This is a genomic window from Bacillus sp. CPT56D-587-MTF (genome assembly GCF_058792335.1).
This window is the reverse complement of record NZ_JBYTEF010000001.1, coordinates 4,212,118-4,237,035: the sequence shown is the minus strand read 5'-3', so window position 1 is coordinate 4,237,035 and position 24,918 is coordinate 4,212,118. Positions and strand designations below refer to the sequence as shown.

The following is a 24,918-nucleotide window of genomic DNA, read 5'->3' as shown; positions in this document are numbered from 1 at the left end:
TGCTTTTTCAGTATGTGAGTGACTGTGAAAGCTTGGTGTTGATGCTTCTACTATATGGTAAAAACTTCATTGTCTCTTCTTTTTATTTTACCTGTTTCTAATTAGAAAAGAAAGAAGAGACGTCTGTTTTTTAAAATGTATACACGCTTAAATTTTTATGGTGAAAGTCTCAATTTATCATTTTAAAATACATAAAAAATGAAGTGATTCATGTTGAATAGGCATCGATATATCATGTATAACGATAGGTTTAAAGGTATTTTTGTTTGGAAATGAGTTCATTATTTTCAGAAAGGAAGTGCAAACATGATTAGTCAGTCAACGTTATTTTTATTCATACTACTTATTATAGGACTTATTGCGAAAAACCAATCGCTTACTGTGGCTATTGGTGTGTTATTTTTATTGAAGTTTACGTTTTTAGGAGATAAGGTCTTTCCTTATTTACAAACGAAAGGAATTAACCTAGGTGTAACGGTCATTACAATAGCGGTGCTCGTACCGATTGCGACGGGGGAAATAGGTTTTAAACAACTTGGAGAAGCGGCAAAATCTTATTATGCGTGGATTGCTTTAGCTTCAGGTGTAGCGGTCGCTTTGTTAGCGAAAGGCGGCGTACAATTGTTGACAACGGATCCCCACATTACAACTGCGCTTGTTTTTGGGACAATTATAGCGGTTGCGCTATTTAATGGGGTTGCTGTTGGTCCGTTAATTGGGGCTGGAATTGCCTATGCGGTTATGAGTATTATACAAATGTTTAAATAAGGAATTTTATAGTAATATAAAATTTTTGAATTCTTTCTGTTCACAAAAGTCAGATAATTGTTTATAATAGGATTAGAAACTTTGAAAAGTTACATAACAGCAGAGACTTTACACCAGATAAAATAAAAACAACATAAAACAATTTTATAATGATATTGTTTTATGTTGTTTTTATCATAAAACTCTTCGGAATGTATTTTCCTCACTAACTTGTTGTTTTGAGCGTGAGGATTCGGGGAGACATTCACGCTCATGCTTTCCATGTAAACAATGGACAATAAGAGGGGAACATCGCAACAAATTTGCATGATCGTGCATTTTGCTTGCCTAAAGAGTGAACGGGCGTTCATAATTCATAAGGGGAGCAAATAGATATAAGGAGCAAGGTTGGGAGAATTTTCAGGAAAAGGAGAGAATGTCATGACTGTTATTCGAGGTTTAGAAGGGGTAGTAGCAACAACATCATCTGTGAGCTCTATTATTGATGATACATTAACTTATGTTGGGTATAATATTGATGATTTAGCTGAGAATGCTACGTTTGAAGAAGTAGTGTACTTATTATGGCACCGCAAGCTTCCTAATGAAAAAGAACTAGCAGAATTTAATGAAATTGTATCAGAATACTATAAAGTTCCAGGTGAGATTTTAACATATTTGAAACAAGTAGATTTAAAAATTGCACATCCGATGTCTGTTTTACGAACTGCAATTTCCATGCTATCATTATACGATGAGAGCGCTGAAATTATGGACGAAAAGTCCAATTATTTGAAAGCGGTTAAATTACAGGCGCAAGTAGGAACTTTAGTTGCTGCTTACGCGAGAATCCGTAAAGGTTTAGATATTGTTGAGCCAAGAAAGGATTTATCATTAGCTGCAAACTTCTTGTACATGTTAAATGATCGCGAGCCAAATGAAGTTGAAATTGAAGCTTTTGATAAGGCGCTTGTACTTCATGCAGATCATGAGTTAAACGCTTCTACATTTACTGCACGTGTTTGCGTAGCTACACTTTCAGATGTATATTCTGGTATTACAGCAGCAATCGGTGCATTAAAAGGTCCTCTTCACGGTGGGGCAAATGAAAATGTAATGAAGATGTTAACTGAGATTGGTGAAGAAGAAAATGTAGAGTCATATATTCATAATGCTCTTCAAAATAAAGTGAAAATCATGGGCTTTGGCCACCGTGTGTATGAGCAGGGTGATCCACGTGCAAAACACTTACGTGAAATGTCTAAGAGATTATGCGTGCTTTTAGGAGAAGAGAAATGGTATAATATGTCTATCAAAATTGAAGACATTGTAACAAAAGAAAAAGGTCTTCCACCAAATGTTGATTTCTATTCAGCTTCTGTATACCATTGTTTAGGAATTGACCATGACTTATTTACACCTATTTTTGCAATTAGCCGTATGTCAGGCTGGTTAGCTCATATTCTAGAACAATATGAAAACAACCGTTTAATTCGTCCGCGTGCTGATTATAATGGACCAACGCATCAAGTGTATGTTCCAATTGCACAACGATAAGCGAATAACACTATTTTGATAGTGAAAATACGCTTTCAAAAGTCTGATTTTTTCGGAAAGATGTAATGATTAGAATATTTTAATTTGACTAACGGTTTGAACTGAGGGGTTATTCCCTCAGTTTCATACATATGAAATTTCAAACATGGGGGTTATCACATTGACGACAGGTGAAAAAATTACTGTAACTAATGGTGTTATGAATGTACCAAACAATCCGATTATTCCATTTATCGAGGGAGATGGAATTGGTCCTGATATTTGGGCAGCTGCATCTCGCGTACTAGAAGCAGCAGTTGAAAAAGCTTATGATGGTGAGAAGAAAATCGTTTGGAAAGAAGTGCTTGCAGGGGAAAAAGCATTCAACCAAACAGGCGAGTGGTTACCAGAAGAAACTTTAAACTTAATTCGTGAATATTTAATCGCGATTAAAGGTCCACTTACAACTCCAGTTGGCGGTGGTATTCGTTCTCTAAACGTAGCACTTCGTCAAGAATTAGATTTATATGTATGTCTACGTCCAGTTCGTTATTTTGAAGGTGTTCCTTCACCTGTAAAACGTCCGGAAGATACTGATATGGTTATTTTCCGTGAAAATACAGAAGACATTTATGCTGGAATTGAATATGCGCAAGGATCTCCAGAAGCAGAAAAAGTTCTTGCTTTCTTAAAAGAAGCAATGGGTGTTAATAAAATCCGCTTCCCAGAAACATCTGGTATTGGTATTAAGCCAATTTCAGAAGAAGGGACAAAGCGTCTTGTTCGTGCTGCAATTCAATATGCAATTAACGAAAAACGCTCTTCTGTTACATTAGTTCATAAAGGAAACATTATGAAATTTACAGAAGGTGCTTTCAAAAACTGGGGTTACGAAGTAGCGGAACAAGAATTCGGCGACAAAGTATTTACTTGGGCTGAATACGATCGTATCGTTGAAAAAGATGGTAAAGATGCAGCGAATAAAGCGATGGCAGACGCTGAAGTGGCTGGAAAAATCATCGTAAAAGATTCTATTGCAGACATCTTCTTACAACAAATTTTAACTCGTCCACGTGAGTTCGATGTTGTTGCAACAATGAACTTAAATGGTGACTATATCTCTGATGCACTTGCTGCACAAGTAGGTGGAATTGGTATTGCACCTGGTGCAAACATTAACTATGTGACTGGACATGCTATCTTTGAAGCTACACACGGTACAGCTCCAAAATATGCAGGTTTAGATAAAGTAAATCCATCTTCTGTTCTTCTTTCAGGTGTATTATTATTAGAACACTTAGGATGGAACGAAGCTGCGAAATTAGTAACTGCTTCTGTTGAGAAAACAATTGCTTCAAAAGTAGTAACTTATGATTTCGCACGCTTAATGGAAGGTGCAACAGAAGTGAAATGTTCTGAGTTCGCTAATGAACTTATTAAAAACATGGATGTAGCGATAATCAAAAACGCATAATTAAAGCGGGGGGTAAATTATGACAATCAAACGCAAGAAGGTTTCAGTCATCGGTGCAGGATTTACAGGAGCAACAACGGCATTCTTATTAGCACAAAAAGAACTTGCAGATGTTGTATTAGTGGACATTCCACAACTGGAAAATCCAACAAAAGGGAAAGCGTTAGATATGTTAGAAGCGAGCCCAGTACAAGGTTTTGATGCTAACATTATTGGAACATCTGATTACGCAGATACTGCTGATTCTGACGTTGTCGTTATTACAGCAGGTATTGCACGTAAGCCTGGTATGAGCCGTGATGACTTAGTAGCAACAAACTCTAAAATTATGAAAAGTATTACGCGCGACATTGCAAAATATTCACCAAATGCAATTATTGTTGTGTTAACAAATCCAGTTGATGCAATGACATATTCTGTATTTAAAGAAGCAGGATTCCCGAAAGAGCGTGTAATCGGCCAATCGGGTGTATTAGATACAGCTCGTTTCCGTACATTCATCGCACAAGAATTAAATCTTTCTGTAAAAGACATTACAGGATTTGTTCTTGGCGGACACGGTGACGACATGGTACCTCTTGTGCGTTATTCTTATGCAGGCGGTATTCCGTTAGAAACGTTAATTCCGAAAGAGCGTTTAGAAGCAATCGTAGAACGTACACGTAAAGGTGGCGGTGAGATTATAGGCTTATTAGGAAACGGTAGTGCATATTACGCACCAGCAGCTTCTTTAGTTGAAATGACAGAAGCAATCTTAAAAGATCAACGCCGTATATTACCAGCTATTGCGTACCTTGAAGGTGAGTATGGTTATAGTGACCTTTACTTAGGGGTACCAGTAATTCTAGGTGGTAACGGAATTGAAAAAATTATTGAATTAGAACTTCTTGCAGATGAAAAAGAAGCGTTAGATCGCTCTGTAGAATCTGTACGTAATGTAATGAAAGTTCTTGTTTAATAATTGAATAGTAGTGAAAAAGATTCGGGATTCCGAATCTTTTTCTACTATTTACCGAATTGTTTTTTTGAAATAATATGAAAACGCTATCATTTGTAATATCCTATAATGAAACTGTAGATTTATACTATACATTGCCCTCATCATAGTAAATTTCGGATAAGGTATCGCTTTTAGTAGGATAATAAGGTGAAAAAATCGGAGGGGGTTGTAACATGTTAAAGAAAAAAGTTCAAATTGGTCGTAAAATGGATGAAATTACAGTAGGAGAGAAATTATCTATCACTGAAAAAATTGAGGATAAAGATTTGTTATTGTACTTAGGGTTAACGAATGATGCCAATCCATTATATATTCAGCATGATTACGCATCCCAAACTCCGTATGAAAAGCCGATTGTACCAAGCATTATGCTAACGGGAATGATTACAACGGCGGTTACGAAATATTTACCGGGTCCAGGAAGTCATATTACGAGAAAGGACCTTACATTCGTGAAACATGTTCACCATTATGAAACGTTACAAATCCACTTTGAAGTTGTGGCTGTTTCTGAGGAGGAACATACAATTGATATGCTTGTATCTGCTCATGATGAAAAAGGAGAAACTGTTGTGAAAGGTTCATTAACAGTAACGCCACCTTTTAAATCAGTTTCTATTATGGAAAAAGCATTAGATAATTTTTAAAAAGATGAAAATATGAATAGCGCTAGCATACCTTTAATAAGGATGCTAGCGCTATTTTTAGTTGAAGAACCCTTCTTTGAACCCTTCAGCAAATTCTGAGCACCCCGTTTTAATCGTATCCCAGCTCGGAGCGTTAAAAGCAAGGATACATGTGACTGCTAAAGATAGAATGGATAGTATTAGTCGCATAATAGACCTCTTTATATTATTAATTTATATATTAAGATTAATAATATAATTATCGGTAATTGAAGTCAATTAAAGGAGTGGTTTTTTAGGTGAGGTGGAAAAGAGAAGACGTGATCTTTGAAACGGTAAGAGAAGCTGAAGTGTGGGCAGACGGGGTTGCGAATGAAATGTACGGGAGAGTATTTGATGGATATGAAACACCAGATTATAAAATAGCGTATGCTCTTTCGTTTTTCCTAGCACAAAATCAAGATTTTATAGTTCATACGGAAGTGAGCTTTAAAGAAGAGAGAGCAATCTATAAAGTTTGGCAAAATCCTGTGTAGTTGCAGGTGAATCGTAATTACTTCTATTTTCTCAATTCTACACAAACGATATCCATGAATAGACAATTATATTGAGAGGGACCTTGTTTTCTAGTATGATGAGAATAACGGGGAAAATACTAGGATGAAGAAGGTTTCAAGTCTATAACTTGGAGGAAAAGAATGAACAATCGTATTTTAGTAGTTGATGATGAGGAATTTATCTTAACTTTAATCGAATTTAATTTACAACAAGCTGGGTTTGAAGTTATAACAGCGATGGATGGAGAAATGGCGCTTCAAAAAGCGACAACAGAACGCCCAGATTTAATTATATTAGATTTAATGCTTCCGAAAATGGATGGTATGGAAGTGTGTAAAGAATTACGATTGCAGCGCGTTATGACGCCAATTTTAATGTTAACGGCAAAAGATGATGAGTTTGATAAGGTGCTAGGCCTTGAACTTGGGGCGGATGATTATATGACAAAGCCATTTAGTCCAAGAGAAGTTGTTGCTCGTGTGAAGGCGATTTTGCGTCGTACGAAATTACAACAAGAAGAACAAGTTGCAGAAGCGCCAGATGAAGATAGCATCACAATTGCAGAACTTAAAATTTTACCGGAATTTTATGAGGCTTATTTCCAAGGAAGAAAGCTTGAATTAACACCAAAAGAATTTGAACTACTTGTGTATCTTGCGAAAAATAAAAGTCGCGTGTTGACACGTGATCAATTACTAAGTGCTGTATGGAATTACGATTTTGCTGGTGATACACGAATTGTTGATGTTCATATTAGCCATTTGCGCGATAAAATTGAACAAAATACGAAAAAACCGACGTACATTAAAACGATACGTGGTTTAGGATATAAATTAGAGGAGCCAAAAGGGAATGAATAAATTTCGTTCCAGGCTTCTTTTTACATTTGTTTCTCTTATTGTATTTATTTTAGTTGGACTAGGTTTATTACTAGAAACTGTGTTTGAAAACTACTATATAGATCATGCTAAAGAGAGAATGGTAAAAGAGACAGAGTATGTTGCGACGTTAGCAGAAGAGCAAGGTTTTGATAATGTCTTAAAAAACCCATACATATTTGAAAAGTTAGAAGAAAAAATACCAGCTTCTATCGTATTTTTGGATGAAAAAAAGAAAGTTCAATATAGAAAAGGACAAGAATTGGCATTTAGTCCAGAGACGATTAAAGAACTTTCTTCGGAAGTGGCAAAACAACGAAGTAAAGTGATTACGAAAGAAACGGATCGAAAGAATGAATTTTATCATGCGGTGTTCGTTCAAGATGTAGAAGGAAAACAAGGATACATTTTGGTGAAAAGTATAATTGATCCTTTAAGAGACGTACATCAAAAAACGTGGGGATTATTAATTATCGGATTTGTCATTGCTTGTCTCGTAGTTGTATTTTTAGGTATGAAAATTACAGGGCAATATATTAGGCCAATTGAATCGGTTACGAAAGTTGCAATTGAATTGGCAAAGGGCAATTATAAAGCACGTGCATACGAAAGTCATTCGGATGAAACTGGAATGCTGAGTAAAGCGATTAATATTTTAGCTCGAAATTTACAAGAGATGACACTTGAACAAGAAATGCAGCAAGATCGTCTGCATACGTTAATTGAAAATATGGGAAGCGGAATGATTTTAATTGATAGCCGAGGATATATAAACCTTGTAAACCGCTCTTATAAGGAAACTTTCCACGTAACAGATGAAGAATATTTAGATCGCTTATATTATGAATCGTTTCATCATACAGAAATTATTGAGCTTGTAGAAGAAATCTTTATGACAGAAGTGAAAGTGCGTAAACAAATGTTATTGCCACTTGGAATTGAACGGAAGCATTTCGAAGTATATGGAGCGCCGATTATCGGGACAAACCATGAATGGAAAGGGATTGTTCTCGTATTCCATGACATAACAGAGTTAAAGAAATTAGAACAAATGAGAAAAGACTTTTTAGCGAATGTTTCTCATGAATTAAAGACACCGATTACTTCTATTAAAGGTTTTTCAGAAACACTCTTAGACGGAGCGATGGATAATAAAAAATTCTGCGAACATTTCTTGCACATTATTTTAAAAGAAAGTGAGCGCATGCAAGGATTAATTGAAGATTTATTAGATTTGTCGAAGATCGAACAACAAGGATTTAAATTAAATATGGGAACCGTTGATATGAAGGGGCTGCTTGAAGATATTCATATGGTACTTGATAATAAAGCAGGAGAAAAAGAAATCTCTTTACAAGTTAATGTATTAAAACGTGCCTCTGTTATTGGAGATCCGAGTCGTTTGAAACAAATCTTTATTAATTTAATTAATAACGCAATCGTATATACACCGGCTGGAGGCGTTGTTTCAGTAGAGTTAGCGGAAGATAAATATAATGCTTATATAAAAGTATCGGATACTGGAATTGGTATTAGTAAAGAGGAAATTCCGCGTATTTTTGAACGTTTCTACCGGGTGGATAAAGCAAGAAGTAGAAATACTGGTGGTACCGGCCTTGGATTGTCGATCGTAAAGCATTTAGTTGAGGCGCATCAAGGTACGATTACAGTAGATAGTGAAGTTGGAGAAGGGACAACGTTTACAGTTGTTTTACCGAAATCAGCAACTGAAAAATAGGATGAAGGATGTTTACAATATATTAACAATGGCTTAATTAAATATTAATAAAGCTCTGTTAATATAATACATGAAAACCCCTTCATCCAAGGAGTAATTTTGGACGAGAATAGTTAAGCTGTTCTCGTCACTTCCCTTTATGCCAATATAAGTCTGTTTTATATATGAAAGAAAATAGCCGTTATTTTTCTTCTCTCTATTAGTCATGTTAATATAGAGAGAGGAAAGGAACGGTTTTTTTCTGTGAAAAAAATCATTTCAAATTTGTATGGGGAGGTTTCAATTTTGGAAAAAAAGGTCGTATTAGTAGATGGTAATAATATCGCGTATCGTGCTTTCTTTGCACTACCGCTTTTAAATAACGACAAAGGTATACATACGAACGCAATTTACGGTTTTACAATGATGTTAATGAGAATATTAGAGGAAGAAAAGCCAACTCATATGTTAGTGGCGTTTGATGCAGGCAAAACAACGTTCCGTCATAAAACGTATAGTGAGTATAAAGGAGGACGTCAAAAGACTCCACCTGAATTATCAGAGCAGTTCCCGTTTATTCGTGAGATGCTGGATGCGTTCAATGTACCGCGTTATGAATTAGAAAATTATGAAGCGGATGACATCATGGGAACGTTAGCGAAAGAAGCGAGTGAGCAAGGGGCGAGTGTAAAAGTTATTTCAGGAGATAAAGATTTACTTCAACTTGTTTCTGATAACACGCTTGTATGTATTCCGCGAAAAGGGATTACAGAAGTGGATGAATATACGAAAGAAGCTTTATTTGAAAAATACAGCTTATCACCAAAGCAAATTATCGATATGAAAGGTTTAATGGGAGACCAATCAGATAATATTCCGGGTGTACCAGGAGTTGGTGAAAAAACGGCGATTAAATTGTTAACACAGTTTGGAACGGTTGAAGAAGTGTATGAAAATCTAGATCAAGTAAGTGGGAAGAAATTAAAAGAAAAACTGGAAGAAAATAAAGAACAAGCTCTTATGAGTAAGGATCTTGCAACTATTATTACAGATGCGCCGATTACAGTTCATGTGGATGATATGGCGTATAAAGGATATGAAGCAAGTGATGTCATTCCAATGTTCGAGAGTTTAGGATTTACATCTCTTTTAAATAAATTAGGCGTTACGCCAGAAGAAACAGCTCCAGCTGAATTAGATGATATTACATTTGATATTGTGGAAGAAGTTACAGAAGAAATGCTTCAGCAAGATAGTGCGCTTATCGTTGAAGTACAAGAAGATAACTATCATAAAGCAGACATTCAAGGTTTCGGTATTCAAAATGAAAATGGATGTTACTTTATTCAGACAGACATTGCTCTTAAGTCAGATGCTTTTAAAGAGTGGCTTGCAGATGGAGAGATGAGAAAGCATACATTTGATGCGAAGCGTGCAATCGTTGCACTGAAATGGAATGGGATAGATATGCAAGGGATTGACTTTGATCTATTAATCGCTGCTTATTTACTTGACCCGGCTGATACAGATAAAGATTTCCGTACTGTAGCGAAAATGAAAGAAACGCATGCTGTGAAATCAGATGAAGAAGTTTACGGAAAAGGTGCGAAACGTGCTGTTCCAGAGTTAAAGGTAGTCGCGGAGCATGTGGCTCGTAAAGTGCATGTATTATATGATGTAAAGCAAACATTCGTTGAAGAGTTAAAGAAGAATGAGCAATATGAACTGTTTACAGAGTTAGAATTGCCGCTTGCACGTGTATTAGCTGATATGGAAGTAAAGGGTGTAAAAGTTGATACAGAGCGTCTTCGTAATATGGGAGAAGAACTTGCGGGTAGATTAAAGGAAATGGAACAGGAAATCTATAAGCTTGCGGGAACAGAGTTTAATATTAATTCACCGAAGCAGCTTGGTGTTATTCTGTTTGAGAACTTAAACTTACCGGTTATTAAAAAGACGAAAACAGGTTATTCTACGTCAGCTGATGTACTAGATAAGCTTATGAATCACCATGAAATTATTCCAAATATTTTACATTATCGTCAATTAGGGAAACTAAATTCAACTTACATTGAAGGTTTACTGAAAGTTGTACATGAAGATTCATCTAAAATTCATACTCGCTTTAATCAAGTGTTAACGCAAACAGGTCGATTAAGTTCAACGGATCCGAACTTGCAAAATATCCCGATTCGATTAGAAGAAGGAAGAAAGATTCGTCAGGCATTTGTTCCATCAGAAGAAGGATGGATTATGTATGCGGCTGATTATTCACAAATCGAACTGCGTGTATTAGCTCATATTGCAAATGATAAAGGGCTAGTTGAAGCGTTCCAACATGACATGGATATTCATACGAAAACAGCTATGGATGTATTTGGCGTTGAAAAAGATGAAGTAACTTCAAATATGAGACGACAAGCGAAAGCTGTTAACTTCGGAATTGTGTATGGTATTAGTGATTATGGTCTTTCACAAAACTTAGGAATTACAAGAAAAGCAGCAGCGGAATTTATTGAAAAGTATTTAGAAAGTTTCCCTGGTGTACAAGAATACATGGAGGACATCGTAAAAGATGCGAAACAAAAAGGATATGTAGCTACATTATTAAATCGTCGCCGTTATATTCCAGAAATTACGAGTCGTAATTTTAACTTGCGTAGCTTCGCTGAGCGTACAGCGATGAATACACCAATTCAAGGTACTGCAGCAGATATTATTAAAAAAGCGATGATTATTATGGCAGATCGTTTAGAAGAAGAAGGATTACAAGCGCGTCTTCTTCTGCAAGTACACGATGAATTAATATTTGAAGCACCAAAAGAAGAAATCGAAAAATTAGAGCAGCTTGTACCTGAAGTAATGGAACATGCGATTGAACTTGCAGTTCCGCTGAAAGTTGATTATTCTTACGGTCCAACTTGGTACGACGCAAAATAAGGAAGTGATGAAATGCCTGAATTACCAGAGGTTGAAAACGTCAGACGGACACTTGAAAATCTTGTAACAGGAAAAACGATTGAAGATGTTATTGTTACTTATCCAAAAATAGTGAAACGACCGGATGATGCAGAAATCTTTAAAGAAATGCTAAAAGGCGAGAAGATTGAAAATATAAAGCGAAGAGGAAAGTTTTTGCTTTTATATGTAACGAATTATGTCATTGTTTCACATTTGCGTATGGAAGGTAAGTTTTTATTACATCAAGAGGATGAGCCGATTGATAAACATACGCACGTCCGTTTCTTATTTACAGATGGAACGGAATTACATTATAAAGATGTGAGAAAGTTTGGTACGATGCATCTCTTTAAGAAAGGTGAAGAAATGAACCAAATGCCTCTTGCTGACTTAGGTCCGGAGCCATTTGATGCTGAAATGACACCGCAGTATTTACAAGAAAGATTACAAAAGACAAATCGTAAAATAAAAGTTGTGCTACTGGACCAGCGTCTTTTAGTAGGGCTTGGAAATATATATGTAGATGAAGTTTTATTCCGTTCTCAAATCCATCCAGAACGAGAAGCTTCGTCTTTAACAGTAGAAGAAATTGAGCGAATTTATGAGGCTACCGTTACAACGCTAGGCGAAGCAGTAAAGCGTGGCGGAAGTACAATTCGGACGTATATCAACTCACAAGGGCAAATTGGTTCGTTCCAAGAACTCCTAAATGTATATGGGAAAAAAGGAGAGCCGTGCGTAACTTGTGGTACGATATTAGAAAAAACAGTTGTTGGCGGGCGAGGAACGCATTACTGCCCAATTTGTCAGCCTAGAATATAGAAAAGAGATAACATCGGATAGGCATTTGTCATATACATACAGCAGAGCTATGTATAAGGGAGGAGCTTACCGATGTACCTTTATTTATCTCTTATTTTATTAGCTTTTACATTAAGCTTAGATAGCTGTAGTGTAGGGCTAACATATGGTTTAAGAAGCGTAAGAATTCCACTAAGATCAATTATAATTATCGGAATGTGTTCAGCGGCTGTTATGCTTGTTTCAATGGGAATTGGACATATGATCGCGAAAGTATTTTCACCTGTTATCGTAACGCGTATCGGTGGGCTTGTTCTTATTGGAATAGGGATTTGGGTATTATATCAATTTTTTCGAAGTGAGAGAAAAGAAGAACCGAAGCAAGAGGAGAAGGTCTGGAAATTAGAGATTGCCTCGCTAGGCCTAGTGATTCAAATTTTACGGAAACCGACTGTTGCAGATTTTGATAAATCAGGCACCATTTCTGCAGGAGAAGCATTACTTCTTGGTATAGCTCTTTCTGTAGATTCATTTGGTGCCGGAATTGGTGCATCTTTATTAGGGTATGCACCCGCTATGATGGCGATATTAGTTGCAGTTATGAGTTCTTTGTTTTTATTTATTGGAATGAAACTTGGAACGGTTTTATCAAATATGAAGTGGTTACAAAAATTTACATTCCTGCCTGGAGTATTACTCATCATTATTGGAATTTGGAAAATGTAAGTATGGGCGTGGAACATTAGTTTCGCGCCTTTTATTATGAGGAGGATTATTATGACAGTAGTAATTGGATTAACGGGAGGCATTGCAAGCGGAAAAAGTACAGTGTCTCAAATGTTTCGTGAACTGAGCATACCAGTTATTGATGCAGATATTATCGCAAGAGAAGTTGTAGAGCGAGGAAAACCAGCATATAACAAAATAGTAGAAGTATTTGGAACGGAAGTGTTACAAGAGGATGGAGAACTAGATCGTCCAAAACTAGGAAGTGTCGTTTTCTATAATGAAGAAAAACGATTGCAGTTAAATAAAATTGTTCATCCTGCAGTGCGTGAGGAAATGAATAGGCAAAAGGAAATGTACATAAAAGAAGGTATGCAAGCGGTTGTGTTAGATATTCCTCTCTTATTTGAAAGCAAATTAACAAGTCTCGTTGACCGCATTTTAGTTGTAGCGGTTAAGCCGCATACGCAATTAGAACGTTTAATGAAACGAAATAACTTTTTAGAAGAAGAAGCAACAGCTCGTATTCAATCTCAAATGCCGTTAGAAGAAAAAGTGAAAAATGCAGATGAAGTGATAAATAATGATGGCACAATTATGGGAACGAAAACACAATTGCAGGTAATTTTAAAAAAGTGGAACATTATTGACTAAAAAATTGTGAAATTAATGAAAATGCTTAGTGACATATCCCCTTTTTGTGTTATACTATTATTGGGATTGGAGATAAATAGTATAACGCATTCAAGGGGGATAACATATTATGACTCGTGTGGCAATTAATGGATTTGGACGTATTGGGAGAATGGTATTTCGTCAAGCAATAAAAGAAAGCGCATTCGAAATTGTAGCAATCAATGCAAGCTATCCATCTGAAACGTTAGCACACTTAATTAAATATGATACAGTTCATGGCAAGTTTGACGGAACAGTAGAAGCATTTGAAGATCACTTATTAGTTGATGGAAAAATGATTCGCCTTTTAAACAACCGCGATCCAAAGGAATTGCCTTGGACAGATTTAGGTGTTGAAGTTGTAATTGAAGCAACTGGTAAATTTAATTCGAAAGAAAAAGCAATTCTTCACGTTGAAGCTGGAGCGAAAAAAGTTATTTTAACAGCGCCTGGTAAAAATGAAGATGTAACAATTGTAGTTGGTGTGAACGAAGACCAATTAGATATTACAAAACATACTGTTATTTCAAATGCATCTTGTACAACAAATTGTTTAGCGCCTGTTGTGAAGGTGTTAGATGAGCAGTTTGGAATTGAAAACGGTTTAATGACGACAGTTCACGCTTATACAAATGACCAAAAAAATATTGATAACCCACATAAAGATTTAAGAAGAGCACGTGCTTGCGGACAATCAATCATTCCGACAACGACAGGTGCTGCGAAAGCGCTAGCAAAAGTTCTTCCACATTTAAACGGAAAACTTCATGGTATGGCACTTCGTGTACCAACACCAAACGTGTCTCTTGTTGATTTAGTAGTAGATGTAAAACGCGATGTGACAGTTGAAGCTATTAACGATGCATTCAAAACTGTTGCAAACGGTGCGTTAAAAGGTATTGTAGAATTCAGCGAAGAGCCTTTAGTATCTATCGACTTTAATACAAATACACACTCAGCTATTATCGATGGTTTATCTACAATGGTAATGGGTGATCGTAAAGTGAAAGTACTTGCTTGGTATGATAACGAGTGGGGTTACTCTCGTCGTGTTGTAGATCTTGTAACGTTAGTTGTTGAAGAGTTAGCGAAACAAGAAAATGTGCAACACATTTAAGTGAATAAGGGAGGAGAGGGCAAGGCGATATTTGCCCTCTTTTTTTAATTTTTTCTGAAAAGGAAAAAAATTATATAAGTATATTTTAAAAAGTGGACATACCACGAAACGTTGTGATTACTGCATTTGTGAATCGTTTATTTTTTTAGGGAAAAGTAAAGAGGAAAATATGACAGAAAATCGAAAAAACTGTTGTTGCAAAATGAAAATAAACAAAGTATACTAACACTCGTAAACTTAAGAGCTGAGGTACGTAGTCACTACTTAAAGGGTTAGGACCTCTCTGGACTAACTTTCCCCCGTGGTAGTGGAGCAAGCCAAATTGCAAATTAGTTTTCAATTCGAACAGTTAGAATAAATTTACAAGGGGGAACTGTAGAATGGATACTATGGATACGATGGGTCGTCACGTGATCGCTGAACTTTGGGATTGCGATTTCGACAAGCTTAATGACATGCCGTATATTGAACAATTATTTGTGGATGCAGCACTAAGAGCTGGTGCTGAAGTGCGTGAGGTTGCTTTCCATAAATTTGCACCACAAGGTGTAAGTGGAGTAGTAATTATCTCAGAATCACATTTAACAATTCATAGCTTTCCGGAGCACGGTTACGCAAGTATTGATGTTTATACTTGTGGGGATCGTATTGATCCAAATGTTGCTGCAGAATATATTGCAGAAGGTTTAAACGCGAAAACGCGTGAGAGCATCGAGCTTCCTCGAGGCACTGGTAGCTTCGAAATTAAGCAGAGAGAAACAAAAGCTCTTTAAAAAAGAACATAATTGATTTAAAATGTAAAGAGGTGTATAATGCACCTCTTTTTTAGTTTATAAAAAAGGGAAAATATAACGTACTCGTTAGTTGAATAAATTGGATTCTTGCAAATGAGGTAGTGCCCTATATACCATCTTATTTTTAAGGATGAGATGATAAAGTGATGCGCTGGAACTTAAAGTGGTAAGAGAGTTAGAATGAGTTATATAATATTGTATATATATTTTAGGTGAAGTGAGTAGAGAAAAATAAAGAGTATAGTGTAAAGGAGTGAATGAATTGCGTTGTCCATCCTGTTCTCATAATGGTACAAGAGTGTTAGATTCGCGTCCGGTAGACGAGGGGCGCTCTATTCGAAGAAGGAGAGAGTGTGAAAGCTGCTTAAGTCGCTTTACGACCTTTGAAAGGGTAGAAGAGTCACCTCTTATCGTTGTAAAAAAAGAAGGCACACGAGAAGAGTTTAATAAAGAAAAGATTTTACGCGGTTTAATTAAAGCGTGTGAAAAAAGACCAGTATCTTTAAGACAATTAGAAGAAGTAACACAAAGCGTGGAACGTGAACTGCGTAATTTAGGTATATCAGAAGTGAAAAGTGATATGATTGGTGAAATTGTTATGGAAGAACTTCGCGATATTGATGATGTTGCTTACGTACGTTTTGCTTCTGTATATCGTCAATTTAAAGATTTAAATGTATTTATTGAAGAATTAAAAGATATACTGCAAAAAGAAAGAGAGTAGAAGTTGTATTTTATTCTCTTTACATACCGTAAGTAATAGGATAAGAGAGCTAGAAGCGCAAGCTAATAGCTCTTTTTCACTAAGAATTTATATAATGAAGATAGAACGAATGAAGTAGAGGATAGATTGGATGAGAGAAAGGAAAAGCAAGAATGGAAAAACAGTCATGGATGGAGCTATTGCCGATTGATCGTTATAAAGTAAGTGCGAAAGGACTACTGCACAATTACGACCGAAAAGTGTTAACGATGTTGTATCAGCCGTTAATAGGTAGTAGAGCTTTTAGCTTATACATGACACTATGGGGAGAGCTTGAGCAAGATCGTGTATTTGGAAAAGAGAATACGCATCATTCCCTTATGGTGACTATGCAAATGCAACTTCCTGAAGTATATGAGGAACGAGTAAAGTTAGAGGCAATTGGGCTTTTGAAGGTATATATTAAGAAAGAAAAAGATATTCGAATGTTCATATATGAGTTGCAACCACCTTTATCTCCGAAGCAGTTTTTTGATGATATTGTTTTAAGTATCTTTTTATACAATCGATTGAGCAGGACAAAATATAATCAAGTAAAGCAATATTTCTTAGAAGAAGAATTTGATTTTGCTTCTTATGAAAATGTTACGCGTTCTTTCAATGATGTGTTTGGTTCGTTTAATCCAGGACAACTTGAGCATGCGCAAGAAGACCTTCGTATTCCAAAAACGACAACTATGCCAAGTAACGAGAAGGGAGACGCTCCGAAAGTTTGGAATGATTTCTTTGATTTCTCTTTATTTGTAGATGGATTGTCCGCTCTTGTTCCTAAAAAGGCGATTACAGATCAAGTGAGAGACTGCGTTATAACACTTGCTTACGTGTATGGTGTAGATGTGTTATCGATGCAAAATATCGTTCTTGGTGCAGTGACAGAGATGCAAACAATTGATATGGAAAGGCTTAGAAAAGGAGCGCGCGATTGGTATCAATTTGAAAATGGTCAAGCATTACCGGTATTAAGTGAAAGAGTACAGCCTCATGCTGCACGTACGATGAAAGAGAAAGAGCCTTCATCGCAAGAGGAGATGCTAATAAAGCAGCTAGAGGAAATCTCACCAAAACAACTATTGAAAGAGATTTCTGGTGGTGCAGAGGCAACGAAAGCGGACTTGCAGATCGTTGAAGATGTCATGATTAATCAAAAATTGACACCAGGAGTTGTGAATGTACTTATTTATTACGTTATGCTACGCTCAGATATGAAACTTGCGAAAACGTATGTCGAGAAGATTGCTGGGCATTGGGCACGTAAAAAGGTCGGTACAGTAGCGGACGCGATGGCGTTAGCGAAAGAAGAGAACCGTCAATATCAAGAGTGGGCTGAGACGAAGAAAAAAGGCCGTACGGCGAAGAAAACGGTGCGGAAAGAAATGGTGCCAGATTGGCTTAAGGAAGAAGAGCCGAAAGAACAAGAGAAAGAAACAGTGAAGAAAGATGTAAGTGTAGAAAAAGATGCAAGTACGCTAGAAGATGAACGAAAACGACTAGAAGAAGTGTTAAAAAAATATAAGCGTGATTAATAGAAGAGAATGAACGCTCTTTGAGGTGAGAAAATGGAGCATATTCAAAATTCATTTGCAAAATTAATGGAAAATGAAAACTTTAAAAATAGATATGAAGTATTAAAGGCAGAAGTAATGGCGCATCCGCGTGTGAAAGAATTTATAGATGAACATAAGGGTGAAGTAACGACTTCTATGATTGAGCGCAGTCTTGTGAAGTTATATGAATATATTGGACAAAGTGTAGGTTGCGTGGATTGTCCGGATTTAGGCTCATGTAAAAATATGCTACAAGGGTACGAGCCAAAGCTTGTTATTCAAGGGAAGATGATTGATATTCAATACGATCGCTGCGTTAGAAAAGTAGCGCATGACGAGAGAAAGAAATATGAAAAACTTGTTCAAAGTGTATATATGCCAACGGATATTTTACAGGCAACTATGGAAAACTTAGATCCTTCTGATTTAAATGCACGTATCGATGCGATTGGTGCAGCGAATGAATTTTTAAGTACATATGAACCAGGTAAAAAAGCACAAGGTTTATATTTGTACGGTAAATTTGGTGTAGGAAAAACGTATTTGTTAGGAGCAATAGCGAACGAGCTTGCTCGAAAGAAAATAAGTTCGATGCTCGTATACTTCCCGGAATTTTTACGTGAAATTAAAAGTTCAATTCAAGATAATTCGATTGGTGAGAAGATTGATGCGGTTAAACGCGTACAAGTTTTAATGTTAGATGATATCGGGGCAGAAGCGATGTCAAGCTTTGTCCGTGACGATGTACTCGGTGCAATCTTACAATTCCGTATGTTAGAAAACTTACCGACGTTCTTTACGTCTAATTTTGATTTTAAACAACTGGAACACCATTTAACGTATACGCAGCGTGGCGAGGCTGAAGAAATGAAGGCAGCACGTATTATGGAACGAATTAAATATTTAGCGAAACCAATTCCGATTGGTGGGAAAAACCGTCGTCATAAGTAAAAGAGCAAGCTGAGAAGCTTGCTCTTTTGTATTATAGTGATATTTTCTTTTCAAATATGAGGTCGAAATATTCAGGTTGTCCAGAACTGCCAAACGTAGGGGCAACAATCTGTACGAACCTCCAGCCATCTCTAGCATGTTCTTGAATAATTTCTTGGTAGTCTTCAGCTGGTTTTGAGCGAGTGAACCCCCAATGTAATTCGACTTTTACGAATTTATATTCAAACATTCAGATACCCCCTTTTATTGATAAGTAAAGTATACAATAAAAATTCATAGTAGCTTGTATCATTTTTTTCTCCCTCCCTTAATATATATAAAATTAGCAAGCCATATTGAGTGGATTTTCTAACGATAGGAAATGTGATTCTACTAAGAGTGAAATTCACGCGGGACGGACTCTTATAGGATTTGTAACGTATAGATACAGTCCTTTAGAGCGGGGATAAAAGGGGGGACAAAAGTGATTGAAATTTGCTTCGAAGAAAAAAATGATGCTATGCACGTATATAGACAATTGCTGAAAAGAGCGGAAGTGTTATATAAGGAAACGAGTGTGTATTTACAGGAACAAAAAGTGGTGATTCACATACCAGTACGTGAATCGAATTATATTGAAAAAATCTTATTGCCAGTAATGGTGTATTTCATTGTGAATGTGAAACAAAATGAGTGGATTTATACGATTTTAAAAGAAAAGTTTTTTTATGAAGAACAAGAAGAGTGTCATCAAATATTGCACATGGCACATGAGATTTTAAAGGGAAGAAGAAAAGGTGTAGCTCAGGATTTAACGCGTAACGCATTTGAGTCATATATTAAGTCTTCTTTAAATAATTGGCTTTGTGATCCGCTCTCATTCTCGTTTTCATCATATATCCGTTTTCGTCTTCGTACATATAGGGAAATGGTGGCTAAACTTGCGGAAGTGGCAATTGATGAATATAAGATGGAGCAAGAATACCAAATGTTCATTGAGACGCTTCGGCAACAAGTAAGTAGCCGTAAATCACGTTTGTCTTGCGTGCATCTTATTTTTGATGAAAGCTTTATCTTTTATGATGATAAAGGTAGACGTTTAAAACAGGAGAAGTTGGTCCAATATATAGATGAGGAATTATTAAAGCAAAATGATGTATATATTGATACGAAAGTAATTGCGCCGCTTCTTTCTATTTCGCCTAAAAAGATTTATTTATATACGAAAGAACAAGACCATAATATGATTATTACTTTGCGAAATGTGTTCCAAGAACGGGTCCAATTACATGGATTACATGATTTTGAGCGCAATGTGAAAAATTTAAAAAATAAAGGTAACGCCCTTGATTTTCTAAGTTTTTGAGCATATAATTACCTACATAAATGAAATATATTGAAATGTCATGATGAGGACATGAGTAGTTTTCTACGATTTTCAGAGAGGGAAGCCTTAGGGTGCGAGCTTCCTAGTACGGGATTATTACTTACCACCTCTAAACTTTAGCAGTGAACGGTTTTTCTAGTAATTGCTAACGGACAACACCGTTATGTTGAACTTGAGCAATTAACAATTATGTTAATTGGAACAAGGGTGGAACCACGAATTCAACACTCGTCCCTTTTTACGGGATGAGTGTTTTTTATTTTGAGAAAAAGAGGAGTGACCAGTGATGGCAGATGTAGTTAAAATTACTTTCCCTGATGGAGCTGTGAAGGAGTTTCCAAAAGGCGTAACAACTGAAGAAATCGCAGCTTCTATTAGCCCAGGCTTAAAGAAAAAAGCTGTAGCTGGAAAATTAAACGATGAGATGATCGATCTTGTTACACCAATCGAAGAAGATGGTGCAGTTTCTATCATTACATTAGATTCTGAAGATGGCCTATATATTTTACGCCATTCAACAGCCCACCTTTTAGCACAAGCGTTAAAACGTTTATATAAAGATGTTAAGGTTGAGCTCGGCATTGGTCCAGTAATTGAAAATGGCTTCTACTACGATATTGATATGGAAGAAGCAATTACAGTTGAAGACTTCAAGAAAATCGAAAAAGAAATGCAAAAAATCGTGAACGAGAACTTAGAAATCGTTCGTCATGAAGTACCACGTGCAGAAGCAATTCGTCGCTTTGAAGAAATCGGCGATGAGTTAAAATTAGATTTAATTAACGATCTTCCAGAAGATGCAGTTATTTCAATCTATGAGCAAGGCGAATTCTTCGACCTTTGTCGTGGTGTTCACCTTCCATCTACAGGGAAAATTAAAGTGTTTAAATTATTAAGCGTTGCAGGTGCTTACTGGCGCGGCGATAGCAATAATAAAATGCTACAACGTATTTACGGTACTGCATTCGTTAAAAAAGCGGAATTAGATGAGCACTTACGTATGCTTGAAGAAGCGAAAGAGCGCGATCACCGTAAATTAGGTAAAGAATTAAAACTATTTACTAATAGCCAAAAAGTAGGACAAGGTTTACCACTTTGGTTACCAAAGGGTGCAACAATTCGTCGTATTATCGAGCGTTATATCGTTGATAAAGAAGCAAGCTTAGGCTATGATCACGTATATACTCCAGTACTAGGAAGCAGAGAGCTTTATGAAACTTCTGGTCACTGGAACCACTACCGTGATGGCATGTTCCCATCAATGGAAATGGATAACGAAGAATTAGTTCTTCGTCCAATGAACTGTCCTCATCATATGATGGTTTATAAAAATGATATTCACAGCTACCGTGAATTACCAATCCGTATTGCGGAACTTGGAACAATGCACCGTTATGAAATGTCAGGTGCGTTATCTGGATTACAACGTGTACGCGGAATGACTTTAAACGATGCGCATATTTTCGTTCGTCCAGATCAAATTAAAGAAGAGTTAAAACGTGTTGTAAACTTAACTCTAGAAGTGTACAAAGATTTCGGTTTAGAGAACTACTCATTCCGTCTATCTTACCGCGACCCAGCAGATACTAAAAAGTATTATGCGGATGATGAGATGTGGGAAAAAGCACAAGGTATGTTAAAAGAAGCTATGGATGAAATGGGTCTTGATTACTATGAAGCTGAAGGTGAAGCGGCATTCTACGGTCCAAAACTTGACGTTCAAGTTCGTACTGCTCTTGGAAAAGACGAAACACTTTCAACTGTACAATTAGACTTCTTGCTTCCAGAACGCTTTGAATTATCATACGTTGGTGAAGACGGTAAACAACATCGTCCAGTTGTAATTCACCGTGGTGTTGTATCAACTATGGAACGTTTTGTAGCCTTCTTAATTGAAGAATACAAAGGTGCATTCCCAACATGGTTAGCTCCAGTTCAAGTACAAGTAATTCCAGTTTCTCCGCAAGTACATTTAGACTATGCGAAGAAAGTACAAGACGAATTGCGTCGTGCTGGTATCCGTGTTGAATTAGACACTCGTGAAGAGAAGATCGGTTACAAAATCCGTGAAGCACAAATGCAAAAAATTCCGTACATGCTTGTAGTAGGTGACAATGAAGTAACTGAAAACGGCGTAAACGTACGTAAATATGGTGAACAAAAATCAGAAACAATCGCATTAGATGCTTTTGTTGACATGATTAAAGTAGAAGGAAAACGATAAGAAAAAGCCGCGGTATACCGCGGCTTTTTTATGTAATATACTTGAGAAAAATTAGAAAAAATAACCATGTAACACTTATCATAAAAAAGTATTGCAAGTATGTTAGTTGTTTGTTACAATATTTCTTGTTGTTAGTAAAACACATCGCGTCTTCTTGACAGACGTCATGTCCTATGATAAACTCATCAAGGATAATAGAATATTGTTTTGTGGAACAAGTAGAAGCACCCGCTTCTCACCTGATGGACGCATTCGCAGTTAACAGGTAAATGTATTTCTTACTTAAGATTTTACAAGTGTGGGTGTCGTATGCCCGCACTTTTTTTGTTCGGGTTCTATGACTACAAAATATGTTCTGAGAAAACCTTGGAGGTGGCTTACTATTAGCAAGGATATGATGATTAACGAGCAAATTCGTGCACGTGAAGTACGTTTAGTTGGCGCAAATGGCGATCAACTTGGAATCAAGTCTCGTAATGACGCTTTAGACTTAGCTGCAAATCTTAATCTTGATTTAGTATTAGTTGCTCCAAATGCGAAACCGCCAGTATGCCGCATTATGGACTACGGTAAATTCCGCTTTGAGCAACAGAAGAAAGAAAAAGAGCAGCGCAAAAATCAAAAAGTAATTAGCATGAAAGAAGTTCGTTTAAGTCCAACAATTGATGAACACGACTTTAACACAAAACTTCGTAATGCTATCAAGTTTTTAGAGAAAGGCGACAAGGTTAAAGCATCAATTCGCTTTAAAGGACGTGCCATTACTCATAAAGAAATCGGTCAACGTGTTTTAGATCGCTTCTCAGAAGCTTGTGCTGAAGTTAGCACAGTTGAATCTAAGCCTAAAATGGAAGGACGCAGTATGTTCTTAGTTTTAGCACCGAAAAACGATAAGTAATAGATAGAGGAGGAAATACCTATGCCTAAACAAAAAACTCATCGCGGCGCTGCAAAGCGTTTCAAAAAGACTGGATCAGGTAAACTGAAACGTTCTCACGCTTACACAAGCCATTTATTCGCTAACAAATCTACAAAAGCTAAACGTAAACTACGTAAAGCTGGTGTAGTAAGCGCTGGTGACTTCAAACGCATTCGTCAAATGCTTGACAACTTAAAATAAGTTCGGCTGATATATAGAACAATTAGGAGGTAATATTATGCCAAGAGTAAAAGGTGGTACAGTTACTCGTCAACGTCGTAAAAAAGTAATTAAATTAGCAAAAGGTTACTACGGTTCAAAAAATACATTATTCAAGGTTGCTAACCAACAGGTTATGAAATCTCTAATGTATGCATTCCGTGACCGCCGTCAAAAGAAACGTGACTTCCGTAAATTATGGATTACACGTATCAACGCAGCAGCTCGTATGAATGGTCTTTCTTACAGCCGCTTAATGCACGGTCTTAAAAATGCTGGCATCGAAGTTAACCGCAAGATGCTTGCTGACTTAGCTGTTCATGACGAAAAAGCTTTCGCTGAATTAGCAACAGTTGCAAAAAACAACATTAACTAATTAATTAGTTGAAACCTTAGAAGAATTTTCTTCTAAGGTTTTTTTATTTGTATTCAAATAGAAGTTAGAAGTGAAAGAAATTCTAAAGATTAACGGCTATGTTGTTATCAATATGACAAAATCAATATAAAAGTTATAGCAGTATAGAAGAATATACATATGAAGTCAGGAGAATACTCCTGGCTTTTTTCAATTCTGCTCGTTTGGAAAGAAGAGTATCTTTCCTAGCTGAAACGACACTGCTATAATGGAAAGATGATATGGAACTTTCATCAGATGAACAATTTAAGAGCGATGACTGAAACGTATTTGTAAATTAAGGACAAGCTATTTTATAAAGAGTTAGATAGCTGACTTATTCATAAGAACTGAAACATAATAATGAACTTTGAGATGAAACAACATTGTTGCGTAAAATGCGATGTTGGAGGAGGACAATAGAATGGACTTACTACAACTATTTAAATTACAAAAAGAATTAGATGACCGTATTGCAAAAGAACATGACTTACAACCGAAAAAATTGTTAAAAGAAAAAATGTTAGCTCTTCTTGTAGAAATTGGAGAACTTGCAAATGAAACACGTTGTTTTAAATATTGGAGCAACAAACCAGCATCAGAACGTGAAGTAATATTAGAAGAATACGTAGATGGTTTGCATTTTATTTTATCAATCGGAATTGATTTAGGTATTGATAAAAACTTCCTATTCTATAAATGTGCACAGACGAATAAAACACAAGTGGAAATTTTCTTAGACACATATGCGAAAGTAATTCGTTTTACAGATCAACCATCTATTACAAACTATATTGAATTATTTACGAGCTATCTTCGACTTGGACAAGCACTTGAATTTGAACAAGAAGAGATTGAAAAAGCATATTTAGATAAAAATGAAGTAAATCATCAGCGTCAAACACAAGGATACTAATTTAATTTTTGA

The 24,918-nt window shown here is 36.3% G+C and carries 25 protein-coding genes and 2 other annotated features; of the genes, 23 read left to right on the top strand and 2 right to left on the bottom strand.

Going from position 1 to position 24,918, the window contains the following annotated elements:
* Positions 1-306: 306 nt before the first annotated feature.
* From AC3WVZ_RS21820 to AC3WVZ_RS21800, 5 genes are all read left to right on the top strand, one after another.
* The gene (locus AC3WVZ_RS21820; protein ID WP_000625507.1) at positions 307-768 is read left to right on the top strand and encodes a DUF441 domain-containing protein; all 462 of its coding nucleotides are present in this window, start codon (positions 307-309) and stop codon (positions 766-768) included.
* Positions 769-1,155: 387 nt separating this feature from the next.
* Complete coding sequence (gene citZ / locus AC3WVZ_RS21815) at positions 1,156-2,304, top strand: citrate synthase (protein ID WP_000503652.1); 1,149 nt, start codon at positions 1,156-1,158, stop codon at positions 2,302-2,304.
* 160 nt (positions 2,305-2,464) lie between these two features.
* Complete coding sequence (gene icd, locus AC3WVZ_RS21810) at positions 2,465-3,757, top strand: NADP-dependent isocitrate dehydrogenase (protein ID WP_000206898.1); 1,293 nt, start codon at positions 2,465-2,467, stop codon at positions 3,755-3,757.
* Positions 3,758-3,776: 19 nt separating this feature from the next.
* Positions 3,777-4,715 carry a malate dehydrogenase gene (gene mdh, locus AC3WVZ_RS21805; RefSeq protein ID WP_233935390.1) on the top strand — a complete coding sequence of 313 codons (939 nt, stop codon included), beginning with the start codon at positions 3,777-3,779 and terminating at the stop codon, positions 4,713-4,715.
* Between the two features lie 215 nt (positions 4,716-4,930).
* Positions 4,931-5,404 carry a MaoC family dehydratase gene (locus AC3WVZ_RS21800; protein ID WP_000914180.1) on the top strand — a complete coding sequence of 158 codons (474 nt, stop codon included), beginning with the start codon at positions 4,931-4,933 and terminating at the stop codon, positions 5,402-5,404.
* A gap of 57 nt (positions 5,405-5,461) precedes the next feature.
* On the opposite strand, the gene AC3WVZ_RS21795 is transcribed toward AC3WVZ_RS21800, so the two are convergent.
* The gene (locus AC3WVZ_RS21795; RefSeq protein WP_001237022.1) at positions 5,462-5,593 is read right to left on the bottom strand and encodes a hypothetical protein; all 132 of its coding nucleotides are present in this window, start codon (positions 5,591-5,593) and stop codon (positions 5,462-5,464) included.
* A gap of 89 nt (positions 5,594-5,682) precedes the next feature.
* Between AC3WVZ_RS21795 and AC3WVZ_RS21790 the strand changes: the two genes are divergently transcribed.
* The 12 genes from AC3WVZ_RS21790 (at position 5,683) to dnaI (ending at position 18,868) form a co-directional block, all read left to right on the top strand.
* Positions 5,683-5,919: a hypothetical protein gene (locus AC3WVZ_RS21790; protein WP_001267383.1), complete on the top strand. Its 237-nt coding sequence runs from the start codon at positions 5,683-5,685 to the stop codon at positions 5,917-5,919.
* A gap of 162 nt (positions 5,920-6,081) precedes the next feature.
* Positions 6,082-6,801 (top strand): two-component system response regulator PhoP, encoded by a 720-nt coding sequence (gene phoP / locus AC3WVZ_RS21785; RefSeq protein WP_001065220.1) that lies wholly within the window; start codon positions 6,082-6,084, stop codon positions 6,799-6,801.
* The gene (gene phoR, locus AC3WVZ_RS21780; protein ID WP_001032102.1) at positions 6,794-8,557 is read left to right on the top strand and encodes a sensory box histidine kinase PhoR; all 1,764 of its coding nucleotides are present in this window, start codon (positions 6,794-6,796) and stop codon (positions 8,555-8,557) included. The genes phoP and phoR overlap by 8 nt, the downstream gene beginning before the upstream one ends.
* 285 nt (positions 8,558-8,842) lie before the next feature.
* Complete coding sequence (gene polA, locus AC3WVZ_RS21775) at positions 8,843-11,476, top strand: DNA polymerase I (RefSeq protein ID WP_000412825.1); 2,634 nt, start codon at positions 8,843-8,845, stop codon at positions 11,474-11,476.
* A gap of 12 nt (positions 11,477-11,488) precedes the next feature.
* A complete protein-coding gene (gene mutM, locus AC3WVZ_RS21770; RefSeq protein WP_001114478.1) occupies positions 11,489-12,319 on the top strand; it encodes a DNA-formamidopyrimidine glycosylase in 831 nt (276 codons plus the stop codon).
* 72 nt (positions 12,320-12,391) lie between these two features.
* Entirely contained in the window at positions 12,392-13,024 is a 633-nt protein-coding gene (gene ytaF / locus AC3WVZ_RS21765) for a sporulation membrane protein YtaF (RefSeq protein WP_233935388.1), read from the top strand.
* A 51-nt stretch (positions 13,025-13,075) separates the two neighbouring features.
* Complete coding sequence (coaE, locus tag AC3WVZ_RS21760; RefSeq protein WP_000219314.1) at positions 13,076-13,678, top strand: dephospho-CoA kinase; 603 nt, start codon at positions 13,076-13,078, stop codon at positions 13,676-13,678.
* A 109-nt stretch (positions 13,679-13,787) separates the two neighbouring features.
* A complete protein-coding gene (locus AC3WVZ_RS21755) occupies positions 13,788-14,816 on the top strand; it encodes a glyceraldehyde-3-phosphate dehydrogenase (RefSeq protein WP_000198974.1) in 1,029 nt (342 codons plus the stop codon).
* Between the two features lie 389 nt (positions 14,817-15,205).
* Entirely contained in the window at positions 15,206-15,589 is a 384-nt protein-coding gene (gene speD, locus AC3WVZ_RS21750) for an adenosylmethionine decarboxylase (RefSeq protein ID WP_002003660.1), read from the top strand.
* Between the two features lie 283 nt (positions 15,590-15,872).
* Positions 15,873-16,334, top strand: a complete 462-nt coding sequence (gene nrdR / locus AC3WVZ_RS21745) for a transcriptional regulator NrdR (protein WP_001203687.1) — start codon at positions 15,873-15,875, stop codon at positions 16,332-16,334.
* A gap of 152 nt (positions 16,335-16,486) precedes the next feature.
* The gene (locus tag AC3WVZ_RS21740; protein ID WP_000415049.1) at positions 16,487-17,896 is read left to right on the top strand and encodes a replication initiation and membrane attachment family protein; all 1,410 of its coding nucleotides are present in this window, start codon (positions 16,487-16,489) and stop codon (positions 17,894-17,896) included.
* Positions 17,897-17,929: 33 nt separating this feature from the next.
* Positions 17,930-18,868, top strand: a complete 939-nt coding sequence (gene dnaI, locus AC3WVZ_RS21735; RefSeq protein ID WP_000400104.1) for a primosomal protein DnaI — start codon at positions 17,930-17,932, stop codon at positions 18,866-18,868.
* Positions 18,869-18,899: 31 nt separating this feature from the next.
* On the opposite strand, the gene AC3WVZ_RS21730 is transcribed toward dnaI, so the two are convergent.
* Positions 18,900-19,097: a DUF4177 domain-containing protein gene (locus AC3WVZ_RS21730; RefSeq protein WP_000464456.1), complete on the bottom strand. Its 198-nt coding sequence runs from the start codon at positions 19,095-19,097 to the stop codon at positions 18,900-18,902.
* 234 nt (positions 19,098-19,331) lie between these two features.
* Between AC3WVZ_RS21730 and ytxC the strand changes: the two genes are divergently transcribed.
* From ytxC to AC3WVZ_RS21700, 6 genes are all read left to right on the top strand, one after another.
* A complete protein-coding gene (ytxC, locus tag AC3WVZ_RS21725) occupies positions 19,332-20,213 on the top strand; it encodes a putative sporulation protein YtxC (RefSeq protein WP_000569629.1) in 882 nt (293 codons plus the stop codon).
* A 31-nt stretch (positions 20,214-20,244) separates the two neighbouring features.
* Positions 20,245-20,473: a binding site (T-box leader), on the top strand.
* Positions 20,474-20,520: 47 nt separating this feature from the next.
* Positions 20,521-22,458, top strand: a complete 1,938-nt coding sequence (gene thrS, locus AC3WVZ_RS21720) for a threonine--tRNA ligase (protein WP_000786083.1) — start codon at positions 20,521-20,523, stop codon at positions 22,456-22,458.
* 210 nt (positions 22,459-22,668) lie between these two features.
* Positions 22,669-22,789 (top strand) — a sequence feature (ribosomal protein L20 leader region).
* 63 nt (positions 22,790-22,852) lie between these two features.
* Complete coding sequence (infC, locus tag AC3WVZ_RS21715; RefSeq protein ID WP_000973215.1) at positions 22,853-23,356, top strand: translation initiation factor IF-3; 504 nt, start codon at positions 22,853-22,855, stop codon at positions 23,354-23,356.
* A gap of 21 nt (positions 23,357-23,377) precedes the next feature.
* Positions 23,378-23,578 carry a 50S ribosomal protein L35 gene (rpmI, locus tag AC3WVZ_RS21710; RefSeq protein ID WP_001125945.1) on the top strand — a complete coding sequence of 67 codons (201 nt, stop codon included), beginning with the start codon at positions 23,378-23,380 and terminating at the stop codon, positions 23,576-23,578.
* Between the two features lie 37 nt (positions 23,579-23,615).
* On the top strand, positions 23,616-23,972 hold the full coding sequence (rplT, locus tag AC3WVZ_RS21705) for a 50S ribosomal protein L20 (protein WP_001138362.1): 357 nt from the start codon (positions 23,616-23,618) through the stop codon (positions 23,970-23,972).
* A 442-nt stretch (positions 23,973-24,414) separates the two neighbouring features.
* The gene (locus AC3WVZ_RS21700) at positions 24,415-24,906 is read left to right on the top strand and encodes a dUTP diphosphatase (protein WP_000365050.1); all 492 of its coding nucleotides are present in this window, start codon (positions 24,415-24,417) and stop codon (positions 24,904-24,906) included.
* Positions 24,907-24,918: the final 12 nt, after the last annotated feature.

Bases quoted from the DNA above. Each gene is read 5' to 3' on its own strand.
- AC3WVZ_RS21820 (WP_000625507.1), top strand. From the start codon at position 307: ATGATTAGTCAGTCAACGTTATTTTTATTCATACTACTTATTATAGGA.
- mdh (WP_233935390.1), top strand. From the start codon at position 3,777: ATGACAATCAAACGCAAGAAGGTTTCAGTCATCGGTGCAGGATTTACA.
- AC3WVZ_RS21800 (WP_000914180.1), top strand. From the start codon at position 4,931: ATGTTAAAGAAAAAAGTTCAAATTGGTCGTAAAATGGATGAAATTACA.
- AC3WVZ_RS21795 (WP_001237022.1), bottom strand. From the start codon at position 5,593: ATGCGACTAATACTATCCATTCTATCTTTAGCAGTCACATGTATCCTT.
- phoP (WP_001065220.1), top strand. From the start codon at position 6,082: ATGAACAATCGTATTTTAGTAGTTGATGATGAGGAATTTATCTTAACT.
- phoR (WP_001032102.1), top strand. From the start codon at position 6,794: ATGAATAAATTTCGTTCCAGGCTTCTTTTTACATTTGTTTCTCTTATT.
- mutM (WP_001114478.1), top strand. From the start codon at position 11,489: ATGCCTGAATTACCAGAGGTTGAAAACGTCAGACGGACACTTGAAAAT.
- ytaF (WP_233935388.1), top strand. From the start codon at position 12,392: ATGTACCTTTATTTATCTCTTATTTTATTAGCTTTTACATTAAGCTTA.
- coaE (WP_000219314.1), top strand. From the start codon at position 13,076: ATGACAGTAGTAATTGGATTAACGGGAGGCATTGCAAGCGGAAAAAGT.
- AC3WVZ_RS21755 (WP_000198974.1), top strand. From the start codon at position 13,788: ATGACTCGTGTGGCAATTAATGGATTTGGACGTATTGGGAGAATGGTA.
- speD (WP_002003660.1), top strand. From the start codon at position 15,206: ATGGATACGATGGGTCGTCACGTGATCGCTGAACTTTGGGATTGCGAT.
- AC3WVZ_RS21740 (WP_000415049.1), top strand. From the start codon at position 16,487: ATGGAAAAACAGTCATGGATGGAGCTATTGCCGATTGATCGTTATAAA.
- dnaI (WP_000400104.1), top strand. From the start codon at position 17,930: ATGGAGCATATTCAAAATTCATTTGCAAAATTAATGGAAAATGAAAAC.
- AC3WVZ_RS21730 (WP_000464456.1), bottom strand. From the start codon at position 19,097: ATGTTTGAATATAAATTCGTAAAAGTCGAATTACATTGGGGGTTCACT.
- thrS (WP_000786083.1), top strand. From the start codon at position 20,521: ATGGCAGATGTAGTTAAAATTACTTTCCCTGATGGAGCTGTGAAGGAG.
- infC (WP_000973215.1), top strand. From the start codon at position 22,853: ATGATGATTAACGAGCAAATTCGTGCACGTGAAGTACGTTTAGTTGGC.
- rpmI (WP_001125945.1), top strand. From the start codon at position 23,378: ATGCCTAAACAAAAAACTCATCGCGGCGCTGCAAAGCGTTTCAAAAAG.
- rplT (WP_001138362.1), top strand. From the start codon at position 23,616: ATGCCAAGAGTAAAAGGTGGTACAGTTACTCGTCAACGTCGTAAAAAA.
- AC3WVZ_RS21700 (WP_000365050.1), top strand. From the start codon at position 24,415: ATGGACTTACTACAACTATTTAAATTACAAAAAGAATTAGATGACCGT.